At 53.6% G+C, this 20,283-nt stretch carries 13 protein-coding genes and 1 pseudogene; 3 read left to right on the forward strand and 11 right to left on the reverse strand.

The genetic code is table 11. The features are described 5' to 3' along the window. Positions 1-162: 162 nt before the first annotated feature. Positions 163-2,901: a TonB-dependent receptor gene (locus AAC019_RS13245; protein ID WP_339899458.1), complete on the reverse strand. Its 2,739-nt coding sequence runs from the start codon at positions 2,899-2,901 to the stop codon at positions 163-165. Between the two features lie 480 nt (positions 2,902-3,381). Then, the gene (locus AAC019_RS13250) at positions 3,382-5,520 is read right to left on the reverse strand and encodes a carbohydrate-binding protein (RefSeq protein ID WP_339899459.1); all 2,139 of its coding nucleotides are present in this window, start codon (positions 5,518-5,520) and stop codon (positions 3,382-3,384) included. Positions 5,521-5,834: 314 nt separating this feature from the next. On the opposite strand from AAC019_RS13250, the gene AAC019_RS13255 reads away from it, so the two are divergent. Continuing rightward, on the forward strand, positions 5,835-7,016 hold the full coding sequence (locus AAC019_RS13255) for a helix-turn-helix domain-containing protein (RefSeq protein ID WP_339899460.1): 1,182 nt from the start codon (positions 5,835-5,837) through the stop codon (positions 7,014-7,016). Between the two features lie 41 nt (positions 7,017-7,057). Here the strand turns inward: AAC019_RS13255 and AAC019_RS13260 are convergent, their stop codons facing one another. Beyond that, the gene (locus tag AAC019_RS13260; protein WP_339899462.1) at positions 7,058-8,236 is read right to left on the reverse strand and encodes a pectate lyase; all 1,179 of its coding nucleotides are present in this window, start codon (positions 8,234-8,236) and stop codon (positions 7,058-7,060) included. Positions 8,237-8,761: 525 nt separating this feature from the next. Here AAC019_RS13260 and AAC019_RS13265 point away from each other — a divergent pair. Beyond that, entirely contained in the window at positions 8,762-9,979 is a 1,218-nt protein-coding gene (locus AAC019_RS13265; RefSeq protein WP_339899464.1) for a multidrug effflux MFS transporter, read from the forward strand. A 38-nt stretch (positions 9,980-10,017) separates the two neighbouring features. Here AAC019_RS13265 and urtE read toward each other — a convergent pair whose 3' ends face one another. From urtE to AAC019_RS13305, 8 genes are all read right to left on the reverse strand, one after another. Continuing rightward, positions 10,018-10,713: an urea ABC transporter ATP-binding subunit UrtE gene (gene urtE / locus AAC019_RS13270; protein WP_339899466.1), complete on the reverse strand. Its 696-nt coding sequence runs from the start codon at positions 10,711-10,713 to the stop codon at positions 10,018-10,020. Between the two features lie 94 nt (positions 10,714-10,807). Beyond that, a complete protein-coding gene (urtD, locus tag AAC019_RS13275; protein ID WP_339899467.1) occupies positions 10,808-11,632 on the reverse strand; it encodes an urea ABC transporter ATP-binding protein UrtD in 825 nt (274 codons plus the stop codon). Further along, positions 11,629-12,753 carry an urea ABC transporter permease subunit UrtC gene (urtC, locus tag AAC019_RS13280; RefSeq protein WP_339899468.1) on the reverse strand — a complete coding sequence of 375 codons (1,125 nt, stop codon included), beginning with the start codon at positions 12,751-12,753 and terminating at the stop codon, positions 11,629-11,631. Before urtC ends, urtD begins: the two co-directional genes overlap by 4 nt. Before the next feature lie 84 nt (positions 12,754-12,837). Beyond that, the gene (gene urtB, locus AAC019_RS13285) at positions 12,838-14,469 is read right to left on the reverse strand and encodes an urea ABC transporter permease subunit UrtB (protein ID WP_339899469.1); all 1,632 of its coding nucleotides are present in this window, start codon (positions 14,467-14,469) and stop codon (positions 12,838-12,840) included. 116 nt (positions 14,470-14,585) lie between these two features. Next, positions 14,586-15,830: an urea ABC transporter substrate-binding protein gene (gene urtA, locus AAC019_RS13290; RefSeq protein WP_339899475.1), complete on the reverse strand. Its 1,245-nt coding sequence runs from the start codon at positions 15,828-15,830 to the stop codon at positions 14,586-14,588. Between the two features lie 317 nt (positions 15,831-16,147). After that, positions 16,148-17,950, reverse strand: a complete 1,803-nt coding sequence (atzF, locus tag AAC019_RS13295; RefSeq protein WP_339899470.1) for an allophanate hydrolase — start codon at positions 17,948-17,950, stop codon at positions 16,148-16,150. A 454-nt stretch (positions 17,951-18,404) separates the two neighbouring features. After that, positions 18,405-18,986: a DUF4136 domain-containing protein gene (locus AAC019_RS13300; RefSeq protein ID WP_339899471.1), complete on the reverse strand. Its 582-nt coding sequence runs from the start codon at positions 18,984-18,986 to the stop codon at positions 18,405-18,407. 53 nt (positions 18,987-19,039) lie between these two features. Further along, positions 19,040-19,648 carry a DUF4136 domain-containing protein gene (locus tag AAC019_RS13305; RefSeq protein WP_339899472.1) on the reverse strand — a complete coding sequence of 203 codons (609 nt, stop codon included), beginning with the start codon at positions 19,646-19,648 and terminating at the stop codon, positions 19,040-19,042. Between the two features lie 257 nt (positions 19,649-19,905). On the opposite strand from AAC019_RS13305, the pseudogene AAC019_RS13310 reads away from it, so the two are divergent. Next, positions 19,906-20,283: pseudogene (locus AAC019_RS13310) on the forward strand (hypothetical protein); the annotation flags it as partial.

Raw genomic sequence — 20,283 nt, forward strand, 5'->3', positions numbered from 1 at the left:
CAATCGGTACGCTGATGTGTAAAAAAAGTGCCACGCTTGGTGTCAGGCGTGGCCAACCCGGGTGAGGATGCTGCAATGGGTTTAGCGGGTTTGACCGCACCTGGGCCGCGCTACGCCGAATGCGAGCCGTGACCTTGGTGCGGTCAAACCGATACCACATGTTTAAAAACGGTAGTTGGCGCGAACGCCGTAAAAGCGTGGCATCGACACCGGCCCTTTGATGACGCCATCACCACCGCCGCCCCAGTAAAACTCGGTTTCGTCGGTGGCATTGTTGCAAAATGCCTCCAGGCTCCAATTATCACTGGCGGCGGTGTATTTGATGCCGAGGTTGAGGTTGGTAACGGACTCGCGCGTATCGCTAAAGGCGTCGGGCGTCTCGCTGGCAAACAGCTCTTCGTGCTTTTCGCTGTTAAAAATGGAGTAGTAAGACTTGTCCTTCCAACTGACGTTAACCCAGGGCACCAAGGTGGCACCACGGTGTAAATCAAAGGTGTGGCTATAGTTAATGTTGAGCGAATACTTGGGCGAGCTGGGTAGCTCATTACCTTTTAGGTTGGTGGTCAGTGCAGTGTTTTCCGGGTCGACAGAGTCGGCGTGCTCGATTTCAAACAAGTCGACAGTGGCGTGGGTCCACTGTTGATAAAAATCGCTGACGATTTTAGTGTCGAGGTAACTAACGTAACCGTTGAGGCGGTCGTTTTCGGTCAATGCCCAATCAAACTCGATCTCGACGCCTTTGATCTCGGCTTTACCGATGTTGTCGGTTTGAAACACGGTAAATGGGTCGGCCGAGATCTCACCGGTTTCTTCGCCCGTCTCGCCATCGCGCTCAAACGAGTAAGTCACAAACAGCGGCTTGGCGGTGGCCACTTGCATATCACTGTAATCGCTGTAAAACACAGTGGCTGATAGACGCAAGCTGTGATCTAGCAGGTCGGTTTTTACGCCGGTTTCATAGGTGATCACTTCTTCGGGCTCATAGGTATTGCCCCAGCGCTTTTTCACGATACGCTCGCCGTTTTCGTCCAGCGGGTACTCGGTGGTGGTTGGGTCTTGCTCGTACTGCACGACCACATCCCCAATGCCGCCAGACTTAGTGCCATTGGCAACGTAGGCAAAAATCATGGTGTCATCGGACAGGTCGTAATCAAGCCCTAAGCGATAGTTGTGGTAATCCCACTCGCCTTTGATGTCGTTGTTGGTAACCGAGGTATAAATGCCTTTGTTCCAGAAATAATCCTGCGGTAAATTGTTGAAGGTTTCGCGATCCCACGAGGGGAAGCAGACGCCGCCGTTGAGCTCGGGCGCAAGCAGGTTAGGGTTGCTGTCGTTACAGGACATATTGTGGCCGCCCACGTCTTCTTTGGTGTCGCGGGTGTAGCGATAACCGGCGGTTAGGTGTAGCCGCTCGGTGATGTCGTAGGTGCCTTGAGCAAATACTGCCTGTGAGGCCAGAGTTCGGTCCGATTGGTTCCAGTAATCGGCGCTCGCCATAGAGTTCATCCAGCCGCCTTGCATATCGTTGTTTTCCTCAAAGAAAAACAGGCCGGTAACCCACTGCAGCGGGCCCGCGTCGGTGGACTGTAACTGTAGCTCGTGGGAGTGCGAGACAAAGGTGGCCTCGCGAAAAAAGATCGACATATCCCAGTCGGTGATACCGCGATCTTGATCAGACATCTGCGTGCGGGTTTGCCTAGCCCAGCCGGCGTTGTAGACAAACGCCATAGCATCGCTGAAATCCCAGCGCAGGTTAGAGCGCACATTTTGAATGTTCAGGTCTTGCTCGCCCGGCACACTGACGTTGACGGTGTAAGAATCCGCGCCCGGGCCATAAATGCGTTCGCACCCATCCGAGCCGGGTACCGGTGTCGCCGAGAGGTTGCCGCTGGCATCAAGGTAGTTACCGTCTTCATCGGTGCGCACCCGCAGCGCGGCTTTATCACAGTCAATCGTGTCGGCCGAGCCCGCGCTGTCATCCTGAAAACGCTCGTAGGCGACATACCAGGAGAAGTCTTCACTGGGCTCCCATTGCCCCGCCAGGCGGAAGGAGTACTGATCGGAGTTATTGTAAAAATCCGCCTCGTCGGCTTTAACCAGCTCCTGCACGCCGTCGGCGCCGCCATCCCACCAGCGGGCACGCTGTATCAGGCTTTTGTCTTCTTCAGCGCCGGTATAGAGCGGGGCGTTGCGAATATCCTCGGACAGGTAACGGGTGTCCCACTGGTTGGGGTCGTAGTAGCCGTTGAGGTAGGAGTCGCGCTCTTCGAGCATAAAGGAGCCGCGCAACGCAAAAGTGTCTGTGACGGGTACGTTAATCATGCCGCGCACTTGGCGGTGGTTAAAATTACCTAACTCGACGCCTAAGCTGCCCGCCAGCTCTTGCGTATCGGGCCGCTTGGTGATGATGTTGATGTTGCCAACGGTGGAGTTGCGGCCAAACAGGGTGCCCTGGGGGCCGCGTTGCGCCTCAACCCGCTCGACGTCAAACATCAGCGCCATGGCACCTTGCGGACGCGGGGAGTAAATACCGTCTAAATGTAAGCCCACGGCCGGGTCGCCCAGCTCGGTAATGTTGGTCGAGCGCACCCCGCGCATCGATATCACCGGTGCGGACTGAGAGGAATCTATGGTGATGTCCATATTGGGGACGAGCTTGTCGATGTCTTTGACGTTGGCAATGCCCTGTTGCATCAGAACTTCTTCGGTCATTACGGTAATGGCGATGGGGGTGTCCATCAGATTGGTTTCGCGCTTGGTGGCGGTAACCACAATTTCTTCCAGCACCGGTTTGGATTTGGGTGGGTTCTGGGCGTCGTTTTGAGCCATGGCGTGGGTGGCCAGGCTGGCGTTGACTAACGCGATGGCAAGCGTCAGCGGAGAGCGTAAAAGTTGTTTCATTGTTATGTCGCCTCTTTATCGTGTTTATTGTTATTGGGCTGTGGCAGCCCTGACAGTGCCTTCAGGTGCACTGCGAGACGAAGAATAAAATGGTGGTACAGCCGGGTCGTCCGAGTGCTTGTACTCGAACCAAAACGCTTAAAAATAATGTGTTCGGCTAAGTTTTGCCGAATCGAACTGTTTAAAAATACAACAAAAACAGTGAGTTATATGTTTGTTTAAGTTTGGTGGACAGTTTTACATTGCGGCGGTGAATGCCCGATGTGTCTGTTTGTGGGCGTAAAAGGTGACGCTAGACCCAGCGCTCAGAGACGGCAGAAGTTCAATGAATAACCCATTGCGACAGGGTGTGGACAAACGGTTTTTAAGCCGTAAAGCGTGTTTTCGGTTAGAAAGATGATGTGTGGTTTTGCACGTTCGTTAGTTGGCGCAACCCGGTGATCGGCAGGCGTCGGTCACCGGGTTGCGCGCTACAAAAAACTACTGAGCGTTAAGGCGCCAGAGGTTTAGATTCCAGCCACCGCTTGCTACGTACAGACTGATGTCTTGCTCGCCGGCGGGCAAATAAACCGTTGGCCCATTAACGGTTTGCCACGTTTGCCAGCCGCCGGTGGCAGGAATGGCAGTGCTGCCGAGTGGTGCGCCGTTATGAAAGCTGGCGTCTACCGTGCCGCCGCCCGGTGAGGCGACGCGGTATTGCAGCTGGTAATTTCCGGCCTGTGGAACATTGACGCGATACACCATCCAGTCCCCGGTATCCAGGTAGCTGGCATTAAAGTCGCCGCCTTGTGGGTCGCTCGTTACTTCTACACTAGCACCCGAGTGCCAGCGAAAGTGTTCGGCCTCAATGCTGCCGCTGCCCGCCGTCGGTTGGTAATTCATCCAATACTGAATGTCACCATGGGTCGACAGTGACTGCGTGGCAAATTGGGCAAACCAAGACTCGATTTGGCTCTTACTGGCCGTGCTTATATTAATGCCGCCAAAACCCGAGGTGTTGGTAACAATACCCCAGGGCCAGCCGTTGTTGGGGTTGCCGCTGTGAGCATTGGGGGAGACGGTTTTGTAAGACCAGGCCGTGGCAGCCCAGCCAAATGCATTGTAGGTGTCGTAGGTTTTACGGGTGATTTCACCACCGTTGGCGCCGAGCTCGGTCCAGGGCTGAAACTCGCCAATAAGAAACGGCACTTGGCGATTGTTGATGTCATTGTCCCAGTCGCAGGTACCACCACCTGCGCCGTCATCGCAAAATAGCCAGTCGAGGTGGACGTCGGTTGGGTCGTCATTGTCGCGCCAACCAAAAATCCCCGGGTAAAAGTGCATCTCGTAAGCAACATCGTTTCCGGGTACGCCAAAGTAATCGATTCCAGTGGCGTTGTGCCCGTGTAAAATCACGATATGCTCGGCATCTTTTGCCCGCACCGTGGCGTACAAACTGTTTAGGTTGTTGGCCAGCGTCACACCATCGGTGCCCCAGGGCTCGTTTAACAGGCCATAGGCAGCGACGTTACCATTGCCCGCATAGCGCTGGGCAATCATGTCCCAAAGCCAGGCCGTGCGGTCCTGGTAGTGAGCGGCCGATTGGCCGTTGCCGCCGTCCCAGTACCAATTGCGGTTTGAGCAGCCCGAGTGGTGCTCCCAGCCCTGGCTGCCGGCGGCGCCGTGTAAATCTAAAATTGTGTAAATCCCGCGCTCGGCCGCCTCGGCGATGGTTTTGTCCAAAAACTCCCAGGCATCGGGGCGCAACGTGTAGGGGTTGTTCTCGTCTTCAATTAAGTTGTGCGGAAAGGGCAGTCGCACCACATTAAACCCGAGCGCCGCGACCCGGTCCCAATCTCTGTCCGTCATCCAGCTGTTGCGGAAAATATCCATCAGTCGCTCGCGTTCGGCGTAGCCAAAGCGGCTGTCGAGGGTGGCCTCTAGTGTGCACTGATCGTTAATGGCGCCGTTGCTGTTGCTGATGGCATTACCCATCATCCAGAATTCCAGTTGCAGCCAATTACCGAGGTTAAGGCCTTTCAGTCGCACCGGCTCGCCGTTGATGGCCCAGTCTTTTCCCTGTTGCCGAATCATCGGCAGCGAGCCGCCCGGTGGCGGGTTGGTGGCGGTTGGTTCCAGTTGCAGCCAATTGATGTTCCAGCCACCCGTCTCGGCCCATAGTGCGATGCTCTGAACCCCACTATTGAGGTAAACCTCGTCGCTGACCGTCGTCCAGTTTTGCCAGCCGCCGGTGGCGGGCAAGGTGAGCGCGTCGGTTAAATCCTGTGCGTTTTGGCTTAAAATCAGTTGCCCGCCGGCCGGCGACGCAATGCGGTACGAAATAGCGTAGGTACCTGCAGTGGGTACATTAACGTCGTATTGCAGCCAGTCGCCGGCGTCAATCCAGCCGACGTTTTGGCCACCGCCGCTATCGCTGGTGGGTTCAAGCTCCACGCCTTGCTGGCTGGTGTAGTGTTCGGCTTGCAGCTGGGCGGGCAGGGTGGTTTGTGCGGCAGCGTTAGCCGCGCTGACAAGCGCCGCGAGCGCAAGGCTGGTGGCGATACAAATCTTGCTATATGTCTGGCTTTGGGGCGCAGACACTATTTTATCGGCCGGTAACGGCTGTGTTGAAGTGTTCATAGTCTTACCTCGTTGGTTATTATTGGGCGCGGATGAGCCGCGTCGCATCACCGAGATAGCGCAATGCGACCCTAACCCTAGAGGGGTTTTGGCGGCACGTCGTTCGCCTTGGCGAAACAAACTTAGAGATACGCGTTCGCCTGCGTGATGTTTAACCGAACCTCGAAAAATGCGCTTGTTTGCGGGCAGTGCCGTGGTAGTCATCGTTGAGTTCCGCTATGATCGGCGGCATTACCGGCCGCACTATGACAGATTAAAACTGCCGACGTGGTGGGGCATAAGAGAATAACAATACATCGAGTAGTGGTTTCGCTATGGATCAAGTCCTGTTTAATTTTCACGATCTGATACTTATGATGACCGCACTGCAGTGTTTGTTTTTTGCGGTGTTGTTAGTGGCCACAAATCGACGAGGCATAAAAAGCACGTATTTTTTAGCGGCTTTTCTGCTTGCTCATGCCTGTATCCCACTGCATGAAATGGCGTTATGGGGCGCTGAGTTTAAGTTTACGGTACGCGAGAGCTGGCCCGAGCTGTATTTTATTGGTGGCTTTGCCTACTACCTTGATGGCGTTTTACTGTACCTGTGCGTCAAATCGTTACTGTTTAGAGATTTTCATCTCAAGCCACGCGATGCGCTGCATCTGCTTCCTTTCCTTCTCTTCGGCGTATTTATGTGGGTCGGTTTTTATCATTTGCCACAGCCGCTGCGGTTACAGGCCATCAACAGCGAGAGCTTTGTCTACGGCGCGCCCTACGTGGGGATGGAGTTTTTCTGCAAGTGCTTACGGGTGGGCTATGCGCTGGCTTGCTTGCGCCTTATTGTGGACTATAAGTATCGGTTGCAACGCACCCACTCGAACATTGAAAAGGTCGATACCAATTGGGTTACTACGCTGGTGGTGGGCTTTTTAGTGGTTATGACCATGGAGGTGGTGTTGGCGGTGGCCAAGATAGTCAGCTTAAACAAGAATTATGATTTAAGCGTGTTTTCGTACATTGGCCTAACGGGTTATTACACCGTGTTTGTGTTGGTGAACTTGCTGGTATTTACCGGCATTCGCTATTTTGCCAGCTTTGAGCGGGTACGCCAGCGCGAGGCGCCGAAAAAACCGTTGGATGACCATTTTTTAAACCCTGATGTCGCTCGCGAAATCGACGAGCGTATGCAGCGGGATAAACCCTTTTTGCAGCCCGATATTACCCTTGAGCATTTGGCCGAGGCGCTGGATGTGCCATCGCGGGACTTGTCGATGGTGATTAACCGCCATTTTGGCATTAATTTTTATGAGTTTATTAATCGCTATCGCATTAGTGAGGCGCAAAGCTTACTGCGCTCGGAGACTTCGCAAAGTAAGACCATTACGGATATTTATTTGGCGGTGGGCTTTAACAGTAAATCGGTTTTTAATACGTTTTTTAAAAAAATCGTGGGCGTTACGCCTTCTCAATATCGCAAAGAGGGGGGCGGCGGAGGCAGCAAAGTGCGACCGTAATGGTCGCACTTTGCACTCAGCACTCGGTGCTGTATCGCGTTTTACAGAGAGCTTACATCTGAGGGCGATACGTCGCAGCTGGCCGAGTTCCAATACTCGCCGTATTTAGAGGACGAGCTGCCTTTTTGTACCCCGTTGTACTCATCGCACACGTGCGGGCTGCCGGAAGAGTAGTTTCTGATACGCAGGTCGCGGATTGTGGCGCGGTCACCGTAGTTGCGGTTAACGCCGACAATCGCGCCGATGGCCGAGTCGATATTCACATCGTAGATCAGCACATTACGCGGGCCACCGTTGTTGGTGCAGTTGCCGCACGAGCGCCATAATTTGCCGTGCTTACCATAGGTGGTAAAATCGCCCGAGATAACCGTGGTGCTGTTTTTGGAGTTGTGCTGAAAGATTTTGTCGGGCGTGCCGCCATAACCGCCGTCTGAGTTGTACGCGGAGCCGCCCACAATCGTCATGGTACCGCCTTCAGATTTATTGGTTGCGGCGTCTTCACAGACATCCTCCCAAACCACATCGGTGAGGGTGCAGTTACCGCCGTTGCAATGGATGCCATCGGCGCCGCCGTTAGCCGCCAGCCGTACATTGCGGATTGAGGCGTTGTTCAGGCTTATAACCGCGCCTTGGCTTTCGTCGTCGCCATTGCAGCTTAGGCCGATGGTTTTACCGCCACAGTCGACAAAGCGATTGGATAGTGAGGCGCCGGCGTAACACTCGCTTGAGCTGCCCACTCTTTGGAACGCCCATAATTGTCCGGCACCCCCCCAATAGCTAAACAAACGCACATCGGCGCCGGCGTACATGCTCATTTCCCACACATCCAGAGCACGGCCGCTGAACTTTGAGGTAATGGAGTGATAATTACCGCCCTGGCTGTCGATGTACCAGCGTTGGTTGTCACCGCCGCTGTAGCTCCATTGGCGCAGCTCGGCGCCGTCTTCGGCATTCCACTCATAAAGATCCAGTGATTTACCGCTGTGTACGGCGCGAATAGAGTAGCTGCCGTCGCCGAGGGCCTGAACATCAAACTGTTGGTTTGTACCACCAATGGCAAACCATTGCATAACATTGGCGCCGTCGTCGCTGCTAAAGCTGTCTACATCGAGCGCGTTACCATTGAGCTTGGATACTATGACATAGCGGCCGGAGGACAGCGCCGCAAAAGAGCTGGCACTAAAGGCCATCAGGGTTAATAAGATAAAGAGTTTCTTCATGGTTCAACCTCATTCATTATCATTGTCGTGAGTGAGAAAATAGCGCGGTTTAGGATCCGGCTAATATCTGTGCCCAGTGATCTGCAAGGGCATTTGCAGCAAAGACACTGGGCTATGTGATGATAGTGAAGATGACACCCTTATTAATACTATAAAATTATATTATTACCTGATGGTTGGCCAATCTCTTATTTCGTTGAGTTTTGGTAAGGCCTGTTTGGCATGACAATTGTTGCCGATAGCCGTGTAAAACTGTGCAAAACTCCTTTTAATTCAGCGCCATAGCAACGCATTGCTGAAATAAACTGTTATGGTGGGCATTGGCCGCTAAATCAATGAATATTTAGAGGGTCATATATGTATGACATATTGACCGTGCTGCTTAACAATATTTAATCTAAGCGGGCGGGCGCCTTTGCTTGGTCAGTAGGCCAGCCTGGCTGTTTGGCACGCCGCAAGCGGCTGTGGCCCTTTGTCGGGGCTACACTGTCTTTACTGTCTCCTCTCGATTCGACTGGTCGCACTATGCCTAATTCTGCTCTGCCGCGTGCTCCTAAGATCTCGCTGTCACTGGTGGTGACTCTGGCGGCGACGATGATGTTGGGGCCCTTCTCGCTGGACACCTACTTACCGGCCTTTCCCGCCATTGCCGACGATTTGGGGGTGTCATCGCAAGCTGTAGCGGTGAGTGTGTCGGTGTATGTGTTTGCGCTGGCGATCGGCCAGTTAATCGGTGGGCCCTTGTCGGATAAATGGGGACGCAAGCAGGTATTGATGGCGGGGTTGGTGATATTTGCTTTGGCGAGCGCACTGTTGGCGACGTTGCATACCTTGCCACACTTTTTAATTGGCCGCGCGTTGCAGGCCATAGGGGCAGGTTGGGTGCTGGTATCGGTGCCGGCGTTGGTGCGCGATCGTATCAGTGGCCAAGAGGCCGCTAAGTTGTTCTCGTTTTTAGGGCTGATTTTGGTGGTGGCACCGGGCATTGCCCCCAGCATCGGTAGCCTGTTGTTAAAAATCGGCCACTGGTCTGGCATTTTTGTGTTTATGGCGATTTACGCGGTACTGATGATTCCGCTATTGATAAAAATAGTCTTTAGCGAGCCACCGTTACCACGCTCGGCTGAGACGTCCCAAGGCAGCTTTATTAGGCGTTATATTGCGGTGTTTAAAAACCGTACCGCGCTGGCTTACATTGCCTGGCAAGTGGGGGCTTTCTCAGTGATGATGGTGTTTATTACCCACGGCTCGTTTATTTATCAAGATCACTTTGGTCAGTCCGCGGATGCGTTTGCGCTAATGTTTGCCGCCAATATTGTGGCGATGTTTTGCTGTAATTTAATTAATCGCGCGCTGTTGGCTCGCTGTTTTAGCTCACTGCGTATTTTACAGCTGGCTACCATGCTGCAAGGTATTGGTTTGGCGGCATTGACGCTAGCGGCTGTTATGCAGTGGCCCGTTTGGGTATTTTTGCCGGCGATGATGATCACCATCGGCGCCCATGGCGCGCTCTCGCCCAATATTCAAGCGTGCTATATGGAGCATTTTGGGCAAAATAGCGGCACAGCGGCGGCGTTACTGGGTGCGTGCCAGTTTGGTGGGGCGGGGGTGTTAAGTGCACTGTCGGGCCTATTGCCGCACACACTTTTGGCCGTCGTGTTGGCGATGGTGGCGTGTGGACTATTGGCACAGGGTTTTATGTGGCGCTCGGTGTGGCGGGGTAAGCACATCGAGCATCAGTAAGGTAAGCGGGCGGTGTGTTGCTACACACCGCCTTTGGGTTAAACGCTTAAATACTTTTGCACCAAATCCTCGTTTAGCTCGGCGATGGGGCCGGTGGCTTCGACTTTACCGCGCTCCATAATGTAAAAATGGTCGGCCACCTTGCGGGCAAAGGGTAGTTTTTGTTCCACCAGTAAAACGGTTAAACCAAACTCATCGTTCAGCCGGCGGATGACGTTGCCGATATCACGTACCACGTTGGGTTGAATACCTTCGGTGGGCTCATCCAAAATTAGCAGCTTCGGGTCGAGTACCAAGGCGCGGCCGATGGCGAGCTGTTGTTGTTGGCCCCCGGATAAATCGCCGCCGCGGCGGTGCTTCATTTCTTTCAGTACCGGAAACAACTCATAGATAAGTTCGGGCACCTGATTTTTACCGTCGGCGCGAGCGCCGAGCGATATTTTTAGGTTTTCCTCTACGGTGAGTAGCGGGAAAATCTCTCGCCCCTGTGGTACGTAGCCAATACCCGCACGTGCACGGGCTTCGGTAGAGGCTTTGCTGATATCTTTACCGTCAAAGGTGATGCTGCCATCTTTAATCGGGAGTAAGCCGGTAACGCATTTAAGCAAAGTGGTTTTACCCACGCCATTGCGGCCGATTAAGCAGCCGCAGGTGCCTTCGGGCAGTTCCAAATCCAGATCCCAGAGGATATGGCTCTGGCCGTAGTATTGGTTAATTGATTGTATGTTTAGCACTGTGTTGCTCCAGATTGTTGTGGGGGAGCGGTCTACGGGGAACGGCAAAGGGAAGTCTGCACTTTGTTCCCGGTATTCCGTTCTCCGTCAACCATTATTCCCCCAAATACACCTCAATGACCTTGGGGTTGCTCTGCACCTGATCCATTGTCCCCTCGGCTAGCACCGAGCCCTGGTGCAGCACCGTGACTTTTTTGGCAATAGAACGGACAAAGGCCATATCGTGTTCAACCACAATAACCGAGTGTTTGCCGGCAAGGGAGGTTAATAATTCCGCGGTGCGCTCGGTCTCTTCACCGGTCATACCCGCTACCGGCTCATCGACCAACAACACCCGCGGGCTTTGCATTAACAGCATGCCAATCTCTAACCACTGTTTTTGCCCGTGGGATAGGTTGCCTGCGCTGTTGTGCACCTGGGTACTCAGGCCGATGGTGTGTAACACTTCATCGATTTTATCGCGCTGTGCGCCGGTTAATTGGTGACTTAAAATATGCCACACGCGCTTGTTATCGGCAGTGGCGAGCTCTAAGTTTTCGTACACCGAGAGCGCCTCAAACACGGTGGGCTTTTGAAACTTTCGGCCAATACCACCGCGGGAAATTTGATGCTCTGACAAGTGCTGCAGGTTGATCTGTTGACCAAAAAAGATACTGCCCGAATCGGGTTTGGTCTTGCCGGTGATTACGTCCATCATGGTGGTTTTGCCGGCGCCGTTAGGGCCGATAATGCAGCGCAGTTCACCGTCGTCTACGAATAGGTTTAAATTATTTAACGCTTTAAAACCGTCAAAACTGACGTTGACGTCTTCGATGTACAAAATGGGGCCGTGGCTGGTGTCCACCGCGTGACCAAAGTTTGGGTCTTTTACCGGAAGAGCGCGGGTGCTCCAGTTACGTGCGTGTTTAAACGGGTTCATGGTGCGTCCTCCTGTTTGGCTTCATCAGTTTGCTTGCGGCGGCGTTTAAAGCGGCTGAATAAACCGACAAGGCCCGTTGGCAACACCAGTGTGACCAAGACAAACAATAAGCCTAGGGGAAACAGCCAGGCCTCGGGGTAAAAGCTGGTAAATATAGTTTTGCCATAGTTAACACTAAAGGCTCCGACAATAGCGCCGTACAGTGTGCCGCGGCCCCCGGTGGCTACCCAGACTACCAGCTCAATGGAGTTGAGCGGCGAAAACTCACCCGGGTTGATAATGCCTACTTGTGGCACATACAGGGCGCCGGCGATACCCGCCAGCACCGCCGAGAAGACAAACAGCCAGAGCTTGTAGGATTCGACTTGGTAACCGCAAAAGCGCGTGCGTGTTTCGGCGTCGCGGATGGAGACGATCACCCGCCCCATACGCGAGGTCACAATGTAGCGGCAGGCAAGATAGGCGATGATAAGCATAATGCCCGAGGCCAAAAACAAACCGATACGGGTTGAGTCGGCGGTGATTGAAAAGCCGAGTATGTCTTTAAAGTCGGTGAGGCCGTTGTTACCGCCAAAACCCATTTCGTTGCGAAAAAACGCCAGCATTAAGGCGTAGGTGAGCGCTTGGGTAATAATGGCAAAGTAAACGCCGGTAACGCGCGAGCGAAACGCCAGCCAGCCGAATACCCAGGCAAGCACCGCAGGTACCAGTATCACCATCAGCATGGCAAACCAGAACATATCAAACCCAAGCCAATACCAGGGCAGGCTGTCCCAATTTAAAAACACCATAAAATCCGGCAGTAGCGGGTCGCCGTATTTACCGCGATCGCCAATTTGCCGCATTAAATACATGCCCATGGCATAACCGCCCAGCGCAAAAAATGCACCGTGCCCGAGGGATAAAATACCGGCATAGCCCCAGATCAAATCCAGCGCCAGTGCCAGCAGGGCATAACATAAAAATTTACCAAGCAAGGTAACGGTAAAGGTCGAGACGTGAAGCGGTGAGCTTTCGGGCACCGCCAAATTTAAGAAAGGCACCAAAATGCAGGTGAGGGCGAGTATCCCCAACACCCACATGCCGCCTTTATCACTGGTTAGTAAACGTTGCGTTAGCATAATCTTGTCCAATTCGTGTTTGTTTCTCGTGCGTGGCGTTTACACCGCGCCGCGCGGGTAATAAATCGACCGTGACGGCCCAACTTAATCGGCCGCTGCACGCCCTTTTTGCGGGAACAGCCCTTTGGGTTTTTTCTGAATAAACAGAATCAACAAAACGAGAATCAAAACTTTGGCCAGTACCGCGCCGGCGTAAGGCTCCATAAATTTATTGAGTAAGCCAATGCCCATGGCGCCGACTAAGGTGCCCCATAAGTTGCCAACACCACCAAAGACCACCACCATAAAAGAGTCGATGATGTAGGCCTGCCCAAGGTTGGGGCCAACGTTAGTGAGTTGCGACAGTGCGACACCGGCGATGCCAGCAATACCCGAACCCAGGCCAAACGTCAGTGCGTCTACCCAGCTGGCGCGTACGCCTACAGCGCGTGCCATGGGGCGGTTTTGCGATACAGCGCGCACCTTAAGGCCGAGTGAAGTCTTTTTAAGAATTAGCAGCAGGGCAAAAAACACCATCAGGCCGAAGATTAGAATGTACAGCCGGTTAAAGGTGATCGACAGCGCGGGATTAATTTGCAGTGAACCGCTCATCCATTCAGGCAGGCTAACGGCACGGTTTAAGGGTGAGAATATCGAGCGCGCGGCCTGCTGTAAAATAAGACTAATACCAAAGGTGGCCAATAGGGTTTCCAGCGGTCGGCCGTACAAAAACCGAATAACGCCGCGTTCGATGGCAATGCCCACTAAGCCTGCAACAATAAAAGCCGTGGGAATGGCGATAAACAAGCTCGCACCAATATGGTTGGGCAGCGCCTGCTGAATCACCCAGGTGGTGTAGGCGCCAATCATCATCAGCTCGCCGTGAGCCATATTAATAACGCCCATAACACCGAAAGTAATGGCAAGGCCGATGGCCGAGAGTAAAAATACTGAGCCGAGGCTTAGGCCAAAAAACACGTTTTCGGTAAAACGGAATACTTTTAAGCGACCCTCAATGGATTCGAGTGCGTTTTGTGCTTCAAGCTTAACGTCTTTATCCGGGTCGTTTTCGGCCAGTGTTAACAGCGGGCCGCGAACTTCCGGGATCAGCGAACCGCGCAGCGCTTTAACCGCTTTAAGTCGCACGGCTGCATCGTCGTTTTGGATGTCATACATGGCGATGGCCGTTTGCATGGCGTCGCGTACGTCTGTTTCTGGTTCGTCAGCCACAAGTGCTTGCAATAGCGCGGCGGTATTGGCGTCGCCGCCGTCGGTAATTAAGCGGTTCACCGCGTTTAACCGGGCCGCTTTATCCGGGCTGCTAAGGTTAAGTTGCGCCACCAGTGTGTGCAGTTGGCTGCGCAGCTTATTGTGGATGGGGATGCGCTTAAGGCGGCCGGGATTGTCACTAATAACGGCGCCGGTTTGTGCATTTGTCAGGGAGTCGTCGGCCAGCTCGATCACCACTTGTTTGGGATCGTTGCGGGTCACTTTAAGGGTTCCCGCTTGCAGGGCGCTAAGTACTACGGCACTGCGCTCGTGGTTCAGCTCAGCAATATCCGCAACGGTTTTTACCCGACGGCTTAAGCTGCCCTCGGCGAGTTGGTCGACGAGCTCATTAAAGGTGGCGGGATCTTCGCTAGCGTTTTGTGCGTGGCTTGCAAGAGCTCCCAGCGTTATTGCCAGCAGTAAGGTAATGCGTAGGCAACCACGAACCGAGTTCTGTAAATTGAACATGGCATTAGTCACTATCATGGTGTTTGAGGATGTTGTTGTGCTTAATACCGGTTAAGCACTTATCGTTGTTATGCATCAAGGGTGCGTGAGCACCCTTGATTAGTCTGTTGTGCTGCTTACTCGGCGGCACCCAGACATTTTTTGGTCATCTCGTTGTAGTTGCCACAGCTGATGGGTGCGGTCCAGTCAGAGATCAGATCTTTAGAGCCTTCCAGGTAATCAGACCAGGCATCGCCGGGCACTAAACCATCGGTTTCCCAAACGGTTAAGAACTGGCCATCTTCCTGGATTTCACCAATTAACACAGGCTTAGTGATGTGGTGGTTGGGAAGCATTTTGCTGGTGCCGCCGGTAAGGTTAGGTACTTCAACCCCAACGATGGCATCGATCACTTTGTCAGAGTCGGTCGAGCCGGCTTTTTCTACCGCTTTTACCCACATGTTAAAGCCGATGTAGTGAGCTTCCATCGGGTCGTTGGTAACGCGCTTATCGTCTTCGATAAAGGCCAACCACTGATCGATAAATTTGCTGTTTTCGTCGGTATCTACACTCATAAAGTAGTTCCAGGCAGCCATATGCCCGACCAGAGGTTTAGCATCGATACCAGAGAGCTCTTCTTCACCCACCGAGAAAGCGACTACCGGAATATCTTCGGCCGAAATACCTTGGTTGCCCAGCTCGCGGTAAAAAGGTACGTTGGCGTCGCCGTTAATGGTCGAGACAACCGCTGTCTTTTTACCCGCGCTGCCAAAGCGTTTGATGTCCGAGACAATGTTCTGCCAATCGGAGTGACCAAACGGGGTGTAGTTGATCATGATGTCGGATTCTTTAACGCCTTTTGATTTTAGATAGGCGGCAAGAATTTTGTTGGTGGTGCGCGGGTACACATAATCGGTACCGGCCAGCACCCAGCGTTTAACTTCCAGGTCATTCATCAGGTAATCAACCGCGGGAATCGCCTGTTGGTTGGGCGCCGCGCCGGTGTAAAATACGTTGCGTGATGACTCTTCACCCTCGTATTGCACGGGGTAAAACAGCAGGCCGTTTAACTCTTCCACAACGGGCAGTACCGATTTACGCGAAACAGATGTCCAGCAGCCGAAGATTGCATCGACGCCTTCTTGCGAGATCAGCTCGCGGGTTTTTTCGGCAAACAGTGGCCAGTTAGAAGCCGGGTCTACTACCACGGGCTCAAGCTTTTTACCGAGCAGGCCACCTTTTTTGTTTTGCTCTTCAATTAGCATGAGCATGGTGTCTTTCAGGGTGGTTTCGGAAATCGCCATCGTGCCCGATAGCGAATGCAATACGCCGACTTTAATGGTGTCTTCTTCGGCTTGTGTCGTTACTGCGGTTAAGGTCATCCCGCAGGCAAGGCCCCATGCCCCAACGGTTTTTGCCAGTTTTTTTAAAATCATGGTCGATCTCCATAGCTTGAGGTTAGAAAAGCATCACTTTTATGTGAGCTCCAGTAGTACTCCGAGACAACGCGTAATCTAAGGCGCCGGTAACAAGCCAGACGCCCCTTCCGAAGCTCTTGCTCCGGATCTACAGACAAGGCGCTCCCACAACCGGCAGTTTTGCTGCCGGTTTATCGAAACAACTTTGGTTGTCTGTAAATTAGTGCCTGCCGGCGACGTGTTGCCGGCAGTATTGCAACTGACTCAGTGGCTTATTGTTGTCATAAATTTGCCACTGATTTTTTGCTGTTTAGGTAATGTCTCCAGCCGCCGTAGCCGGTAATGTCGGTGGCGCCTGCAAGTCCTGCCGGCTCGCAGATAAACCCTTTAACGTTGCTGCCGTCGGCTAAGCTCACACTGCCAATGCCCAATGGCGCCGGAATTTCGGCGACGAAACTGCCAAACAAATGCACCGGCATGTCCCATAGCTCCACAGTAATGGCGCGGCCAGAGCCATCACGAGCCAGGCCAGGCTTAGGGGGCTGAGTGTTACTAAGGGCGTAGAGGCGATATTCGTCGGCTGTGTGGGTTTCACAAATAAAGCGTGCATCGCGACTGGTAAGCTGATGATTTAATGGCATGCCGCGCAGGTGTGCGCCGACCACGGCAATTCGAACCATCTGGCCATCTATACCGGCGGGCAGGATGGGCTCTACGGCCAAAGGTTGAGCCAGGGCGCCTTTGCTCCAGGGGTGATGTTGTTGCCAGGTGGCGCCCAGTTCGGCCAGAGCGTTATCGCTCCAGGCTGGTGCGATAAAGGTAATGCCAAATGGCAGGCCGTCGCGGCGTTTGTTGGCCGGCACGGACAGTGCGGCGCAGTCGGCCAGGTTAACAAAGTTGGTAAATAGGCCGAGCTGGCTGTTAACGCCCACCGGATCTGCGGCGACCTCGGCTTGAGTCGGAAACCGCACGGTTGTGGGCACCACTAAGGCATCTACCTCTTTCATTAACCCTTGAATTTGCTGGGCCAGTTCGGCGCGGCGATACTCAGCGTTAAACACATCGATCGCACTAAAGTTGTTCGATTGCGCAATAATACCGCCAACCACCGGGTTGATATCGGATGATTGTTTAGCGATAAAATCGCCCACGGCTGCGCCGCGTTCGGCGACCCAGGCACCGCCGTACAAAAGCTGCGCCAGTGCTTGCATGGGGGCAAAGTCCATGGTGACAATGTTGGCGCCGCTCGCCTTTAGTTGCTCTAGTGCGGTTAACCACGCATCCCGCTGAGTGTCATCGCCACACCAATCAATAGTGGCGGGAATGGCAAGGGTCGGTGTGCGGCCAAAGCTGTGGGTTTGCACGTTTACCACAGGAGCGCGGGAGTAAGCGTCTTGTGGGTCAAATGCTTCGAGCTGTTGCGCGATAACGGCCGCATCGCTCATCCCCAGAGCAAACACGGAGACGCAATCGATACTGCGACAAGCCGGCACCACACCGCGGGTGCTAAAGCGGCCTTTGGTCGGTTTTAGCCCGACGATATTATTAAACCCCGCCGGTACGCGGCCCGAGCCGGCGGTGTCGGTACCTAAACTGAAGGGGACGATACCGCGTGCAACCACTACGGCTGAGCCGGAGCTGGAACCGCCCGAAATATAATCTGGATTAACGCTGTTGGGCACCGCGCCATAGGGCGAGCGGGTACCCACCAAACCGGTAGCGAACTGATCGAGGTTAGTTTTGCCGATGACGATGGCGCCGGCTTCGGTTAATCGGGCCACAGTGGCTGCACTGTGACGAGCCTCGTAAGCGTAAGAAGGACAGGCGGCGCTGGTGGGTAACCCGGCCACGTCAATATTGTCTTTAACCGCAAAGGGGATGCCGTATAGAGGTAGTTCAGCCGATGATTTACCTTCCAGGTAGGCGAGCTGATCGTTTAGCTCTGCTTGGCTAACGATGTGAGTCCAGGCGGGGTCATTTGTATCCAGCGCGGCCACTAATGATGTCAGTAGCTCTTTGGGATTTTCTTTATGCGTTGAGTAGGCTGTGCGCCAGTCTGTTAATGTCCATCCAGTTGTGTGCATGGTTTTTGGGGCTCGCATTATCATGGTGTATCAATGTATCGGCTATTGAGCATGAAGTGTGCCAAACGCCATCGGGCGAGGTGCTTATACCGCTAAGCCAAGTAACGGCGCGGTTTTTTGGTGCTGTTTTAGGCCGGGGAGATAGAGGATGGCCACCGAAGTTGGGTTGGCTTGCACCGTTATTGCGCACCATATGGGGCCGCTGTGCAGGCGGCTGCTTTAATATGGCGCAAGCGGTTGGCTGAGTGTTTTTTGCTAAAGGATCGTGCCGCAAGCCTGCCCCTGGCGGCGGCGCACTTGCACTCTATGGGGGCGCTTAGAGGTGGTGTTCAGGGGCTTATGGGGGGCGTTATTTGAGCAATGCCCATGCGCATAAGCAACGTAGCCCCAGCTTGATCATCAAGCTGGGGCTAACAGTCGCGTGCCTTAAGTATTTTTGGTTAAAGTGCGCCGGCTATGGGCTAGGCAGTGAGAACAGCAGCGATTGCACGGCTTGCTGTATCGCCTGAGTTTGCCCGGTCTCATCATCAGCGGTTAGTGAGCGATAATACCCGCCTTGCCATACGGCATGATTGGCTTCGCGATCGACGACATCAATATTGATAACACCGGTATAGGTGATGCGTGTTGTGCCGCCTTCGCGCTCTTGGGGCAGTGGCCCGTAAAGCGACGACCAGGATCGGTAATAACCAACCCGATCGGGGGTAACGGGAATGGCATTATTGAAGGCTTCTACATCGTTGTCGAGCTCAAGGCGAAAATTGATAAACAGGTCGCCGTCGCTCGCCACTTGTTGATAGCCTTTTTTGGTTAGCTCCTGAGCAATGGCCTTTGCCATATCCTGCGCGACGGATTGGGACTCGCCGTACACGTTAATCTCGGGTGAGCTGGTGAGAGAGAAGGTTTGGTAGGCGCTAAAGTCGGCGTCCGGCGCGGCTTGGGTTTGTATGTGAGGCGTAGGCGCGCTTTGGCAAGCGCTGAGCAATAAAGCACCGACTAAAGCGATTAAAGAGCCGGTATGGCGCAGGTGAATCATATCGAGTCCTGAGTGGGGCGTCGCGGGCAGCTAAGCCCGCCCGCGACCAGCCGTTATTGATTGTCAGAAGTGGGGTAGGTTGGGTAAGTGGTAAAAATTTGCTGTACCGCAGAGCGTATCGCATCGCGTGGGTTTGCCATGGCCTCTTTGCTGAGCTTGCCCTCGGCGATACCTTCCCAAATAAGCTGCTCTTTTTCGGCGTCTACCACGTCGATATTAAGCGTGCCCACTTTATAGTGGCGGGTTTCGGTTTCAGATCCGTACAAGGGCAGCCCCATATACAGGCCACTGCGGTAACCGTAATAGCCATAAGAGGCGGTCATCGATGGAGTGCTGCGGATATCCGTGCGGTTTTCGGTGTTGGAGAAGAAGTTGACCAGCAGGTCTGGCGATTGCTCCGAGTAGGTGTAGCCCAACTGCTCCATCTCGCTCCGCGCCGCTGATTTAAAATGGCTGGTTACCAGTGTGGAGTAGCCTGATTTATCGGTGCCGAGAGGGTCGACAAAGCCAAATGTTTGGTAAGCGTTAAAGTCTACATCGCGGCTGTAATCACTTTGAATGGTCGGGCCGCCAGACGCGCAGCCGGCCAAAAACACGCCGCCAAGTACACATACAGCGACCAGCTTTACCCAGCGAATGGTCAGCTTACTTGCGTGAATCATAATGTCTTCTCCCAGTACATGGTTTGTTATCGGGTAGGCCCAGAGCCTTTTAGCAGGCCCTAGTATATCGATAAATGCTCTGTAAAGTTGTGCCAGAGCGTTATTTGACCTCTAAATCATGACAAAAATCCACACCCTATGCTGTGTGTGCGAGTCGTTAACGTGACAATTTGACACACTGACATTCCCCCGAGACAAGGTACAATACCGGCCTTGGATTATTACTGACGTTAACTATGGTATTTAGGAGTGAGGTAATGAGGAAAAGTCCGGTGCGTGGATGGGTGTTAAGTGGTGTAGCAGCAGCATTAGCGGCGGTTAATGCCAGCGCCCACGAGCAGACCTTTAGGCCAGAGTCTCATGCTCCCGCAGGCGTTATGGTGGATCACGCTCACAACAAAGGCGAGGTTATGACGGGCTACCGTTACAGCCACAGCAGCTATAACGGCCTTTACCATGGTAGTGACGCCATTGGTGCGGATGAGTTGGCCGATGCCGGCTACGCCATGATGCCAACGGCTATGAGCATGGAAATGACCATGCTGGACATTATGTACGCGCCCACCGATCGCCTGACGTTGATGGTTATGCCTATGTACATGACCATGAGTATGGATATGGCGGGCACCGGCGTG

It is taken from the genome of uncultured Gilvimarinus sp. (genome assembly GCF_963975215.1).
Taxonomy (GTDB): domain Bacteria; phylum Pseudomonadota; class Gammaproteobacteria; order Pseudomonadales; family Cellvibrionaceae; genus Gilvimarinus.

Bases quoted from the DNA above. Each gene is read 5' to 3' on its own strand.
- urtD (WP_339899467.1), bottom strand. From the start codon at position 11,632: ATGAACCCGTTTAAACACGCACGTAACTGGAGCACCCGCGCTCTTCCG.
- urtA (WP_339899475.1), bottom strand. From the start codon at position 15,830: ATGACCTTAACCGCAGTAACGACACAAGCCGAAGAAGACACCATTAAA.
- AAC019_RS13255 (WP_339899460.1), top strand. From the start codon at position 5,835: ATGGATCAAGTCCTGTTTAATTTTCACGATCTGATACTTATGATGACC.
- AAC019_RS13260 (WP_339899462.1), bottom strand. From the start codon at position 8,236: ATGAAGAAACTCTTTATCTTATTAACCCTGATGGCCTTTAGTGCCAGC.
- urtC (WP_339899468.1), bottom strand. From the start codon at position 12,753: ATGCTAACGCAACGTTTACTAACCAGTGATAAAGGCGGCATGTGGGTG.
- urtB (WP_339899469.1), bottom strand. From the start codon at position 14,469: ATGTTCAATTTACAGAACTCGGTTCGTGGTTGCCTACGCATTACCTTA.
- AAC019_RS13265 (WP_339899464.1), top strand. From the start codon at position 8,762: ATGCCTAATTCTGCTCTGCCGCGTGCTCCTAAGATCTCGCTGTCACTG.
- AAC019_RS13250 (WP_339899459.1), bottom strand. From the start codon at position 5,520: ATGAACACTTCAACACAGCCGTTACCGGCCGATAAAATAGTGTCTGCG.
- atzF (WP_339899470.1), bottom strand. From the start codon at position 17,950: ATGCACACAACTGGATGGACATTAACAGACTGGCGCACAGCCTACTCA.
- AAC019_RS13305 (WP_339899472.1), bottom strand. From the start codon at position 19,648: ATGATTCACGCAAGTAAGCTGACCATTCGCTGGGTAAAGCTGGTCGCT.
- AAC019_RS13245 (WP_339899458.1), bottom strand. From the start codon at position 2,901: ATGAAACAACTTTTACGCTCTCCGCTGACGCTTGCCATCGCGTTAGTC.
- AAC019_RS13300 (WP_339899471.1), bottom strand. From the start codon at position 18,986: ATGATTCACCTGCGCCATACCGGCTCTTTAATCGCTTTAGTCGGTGCT.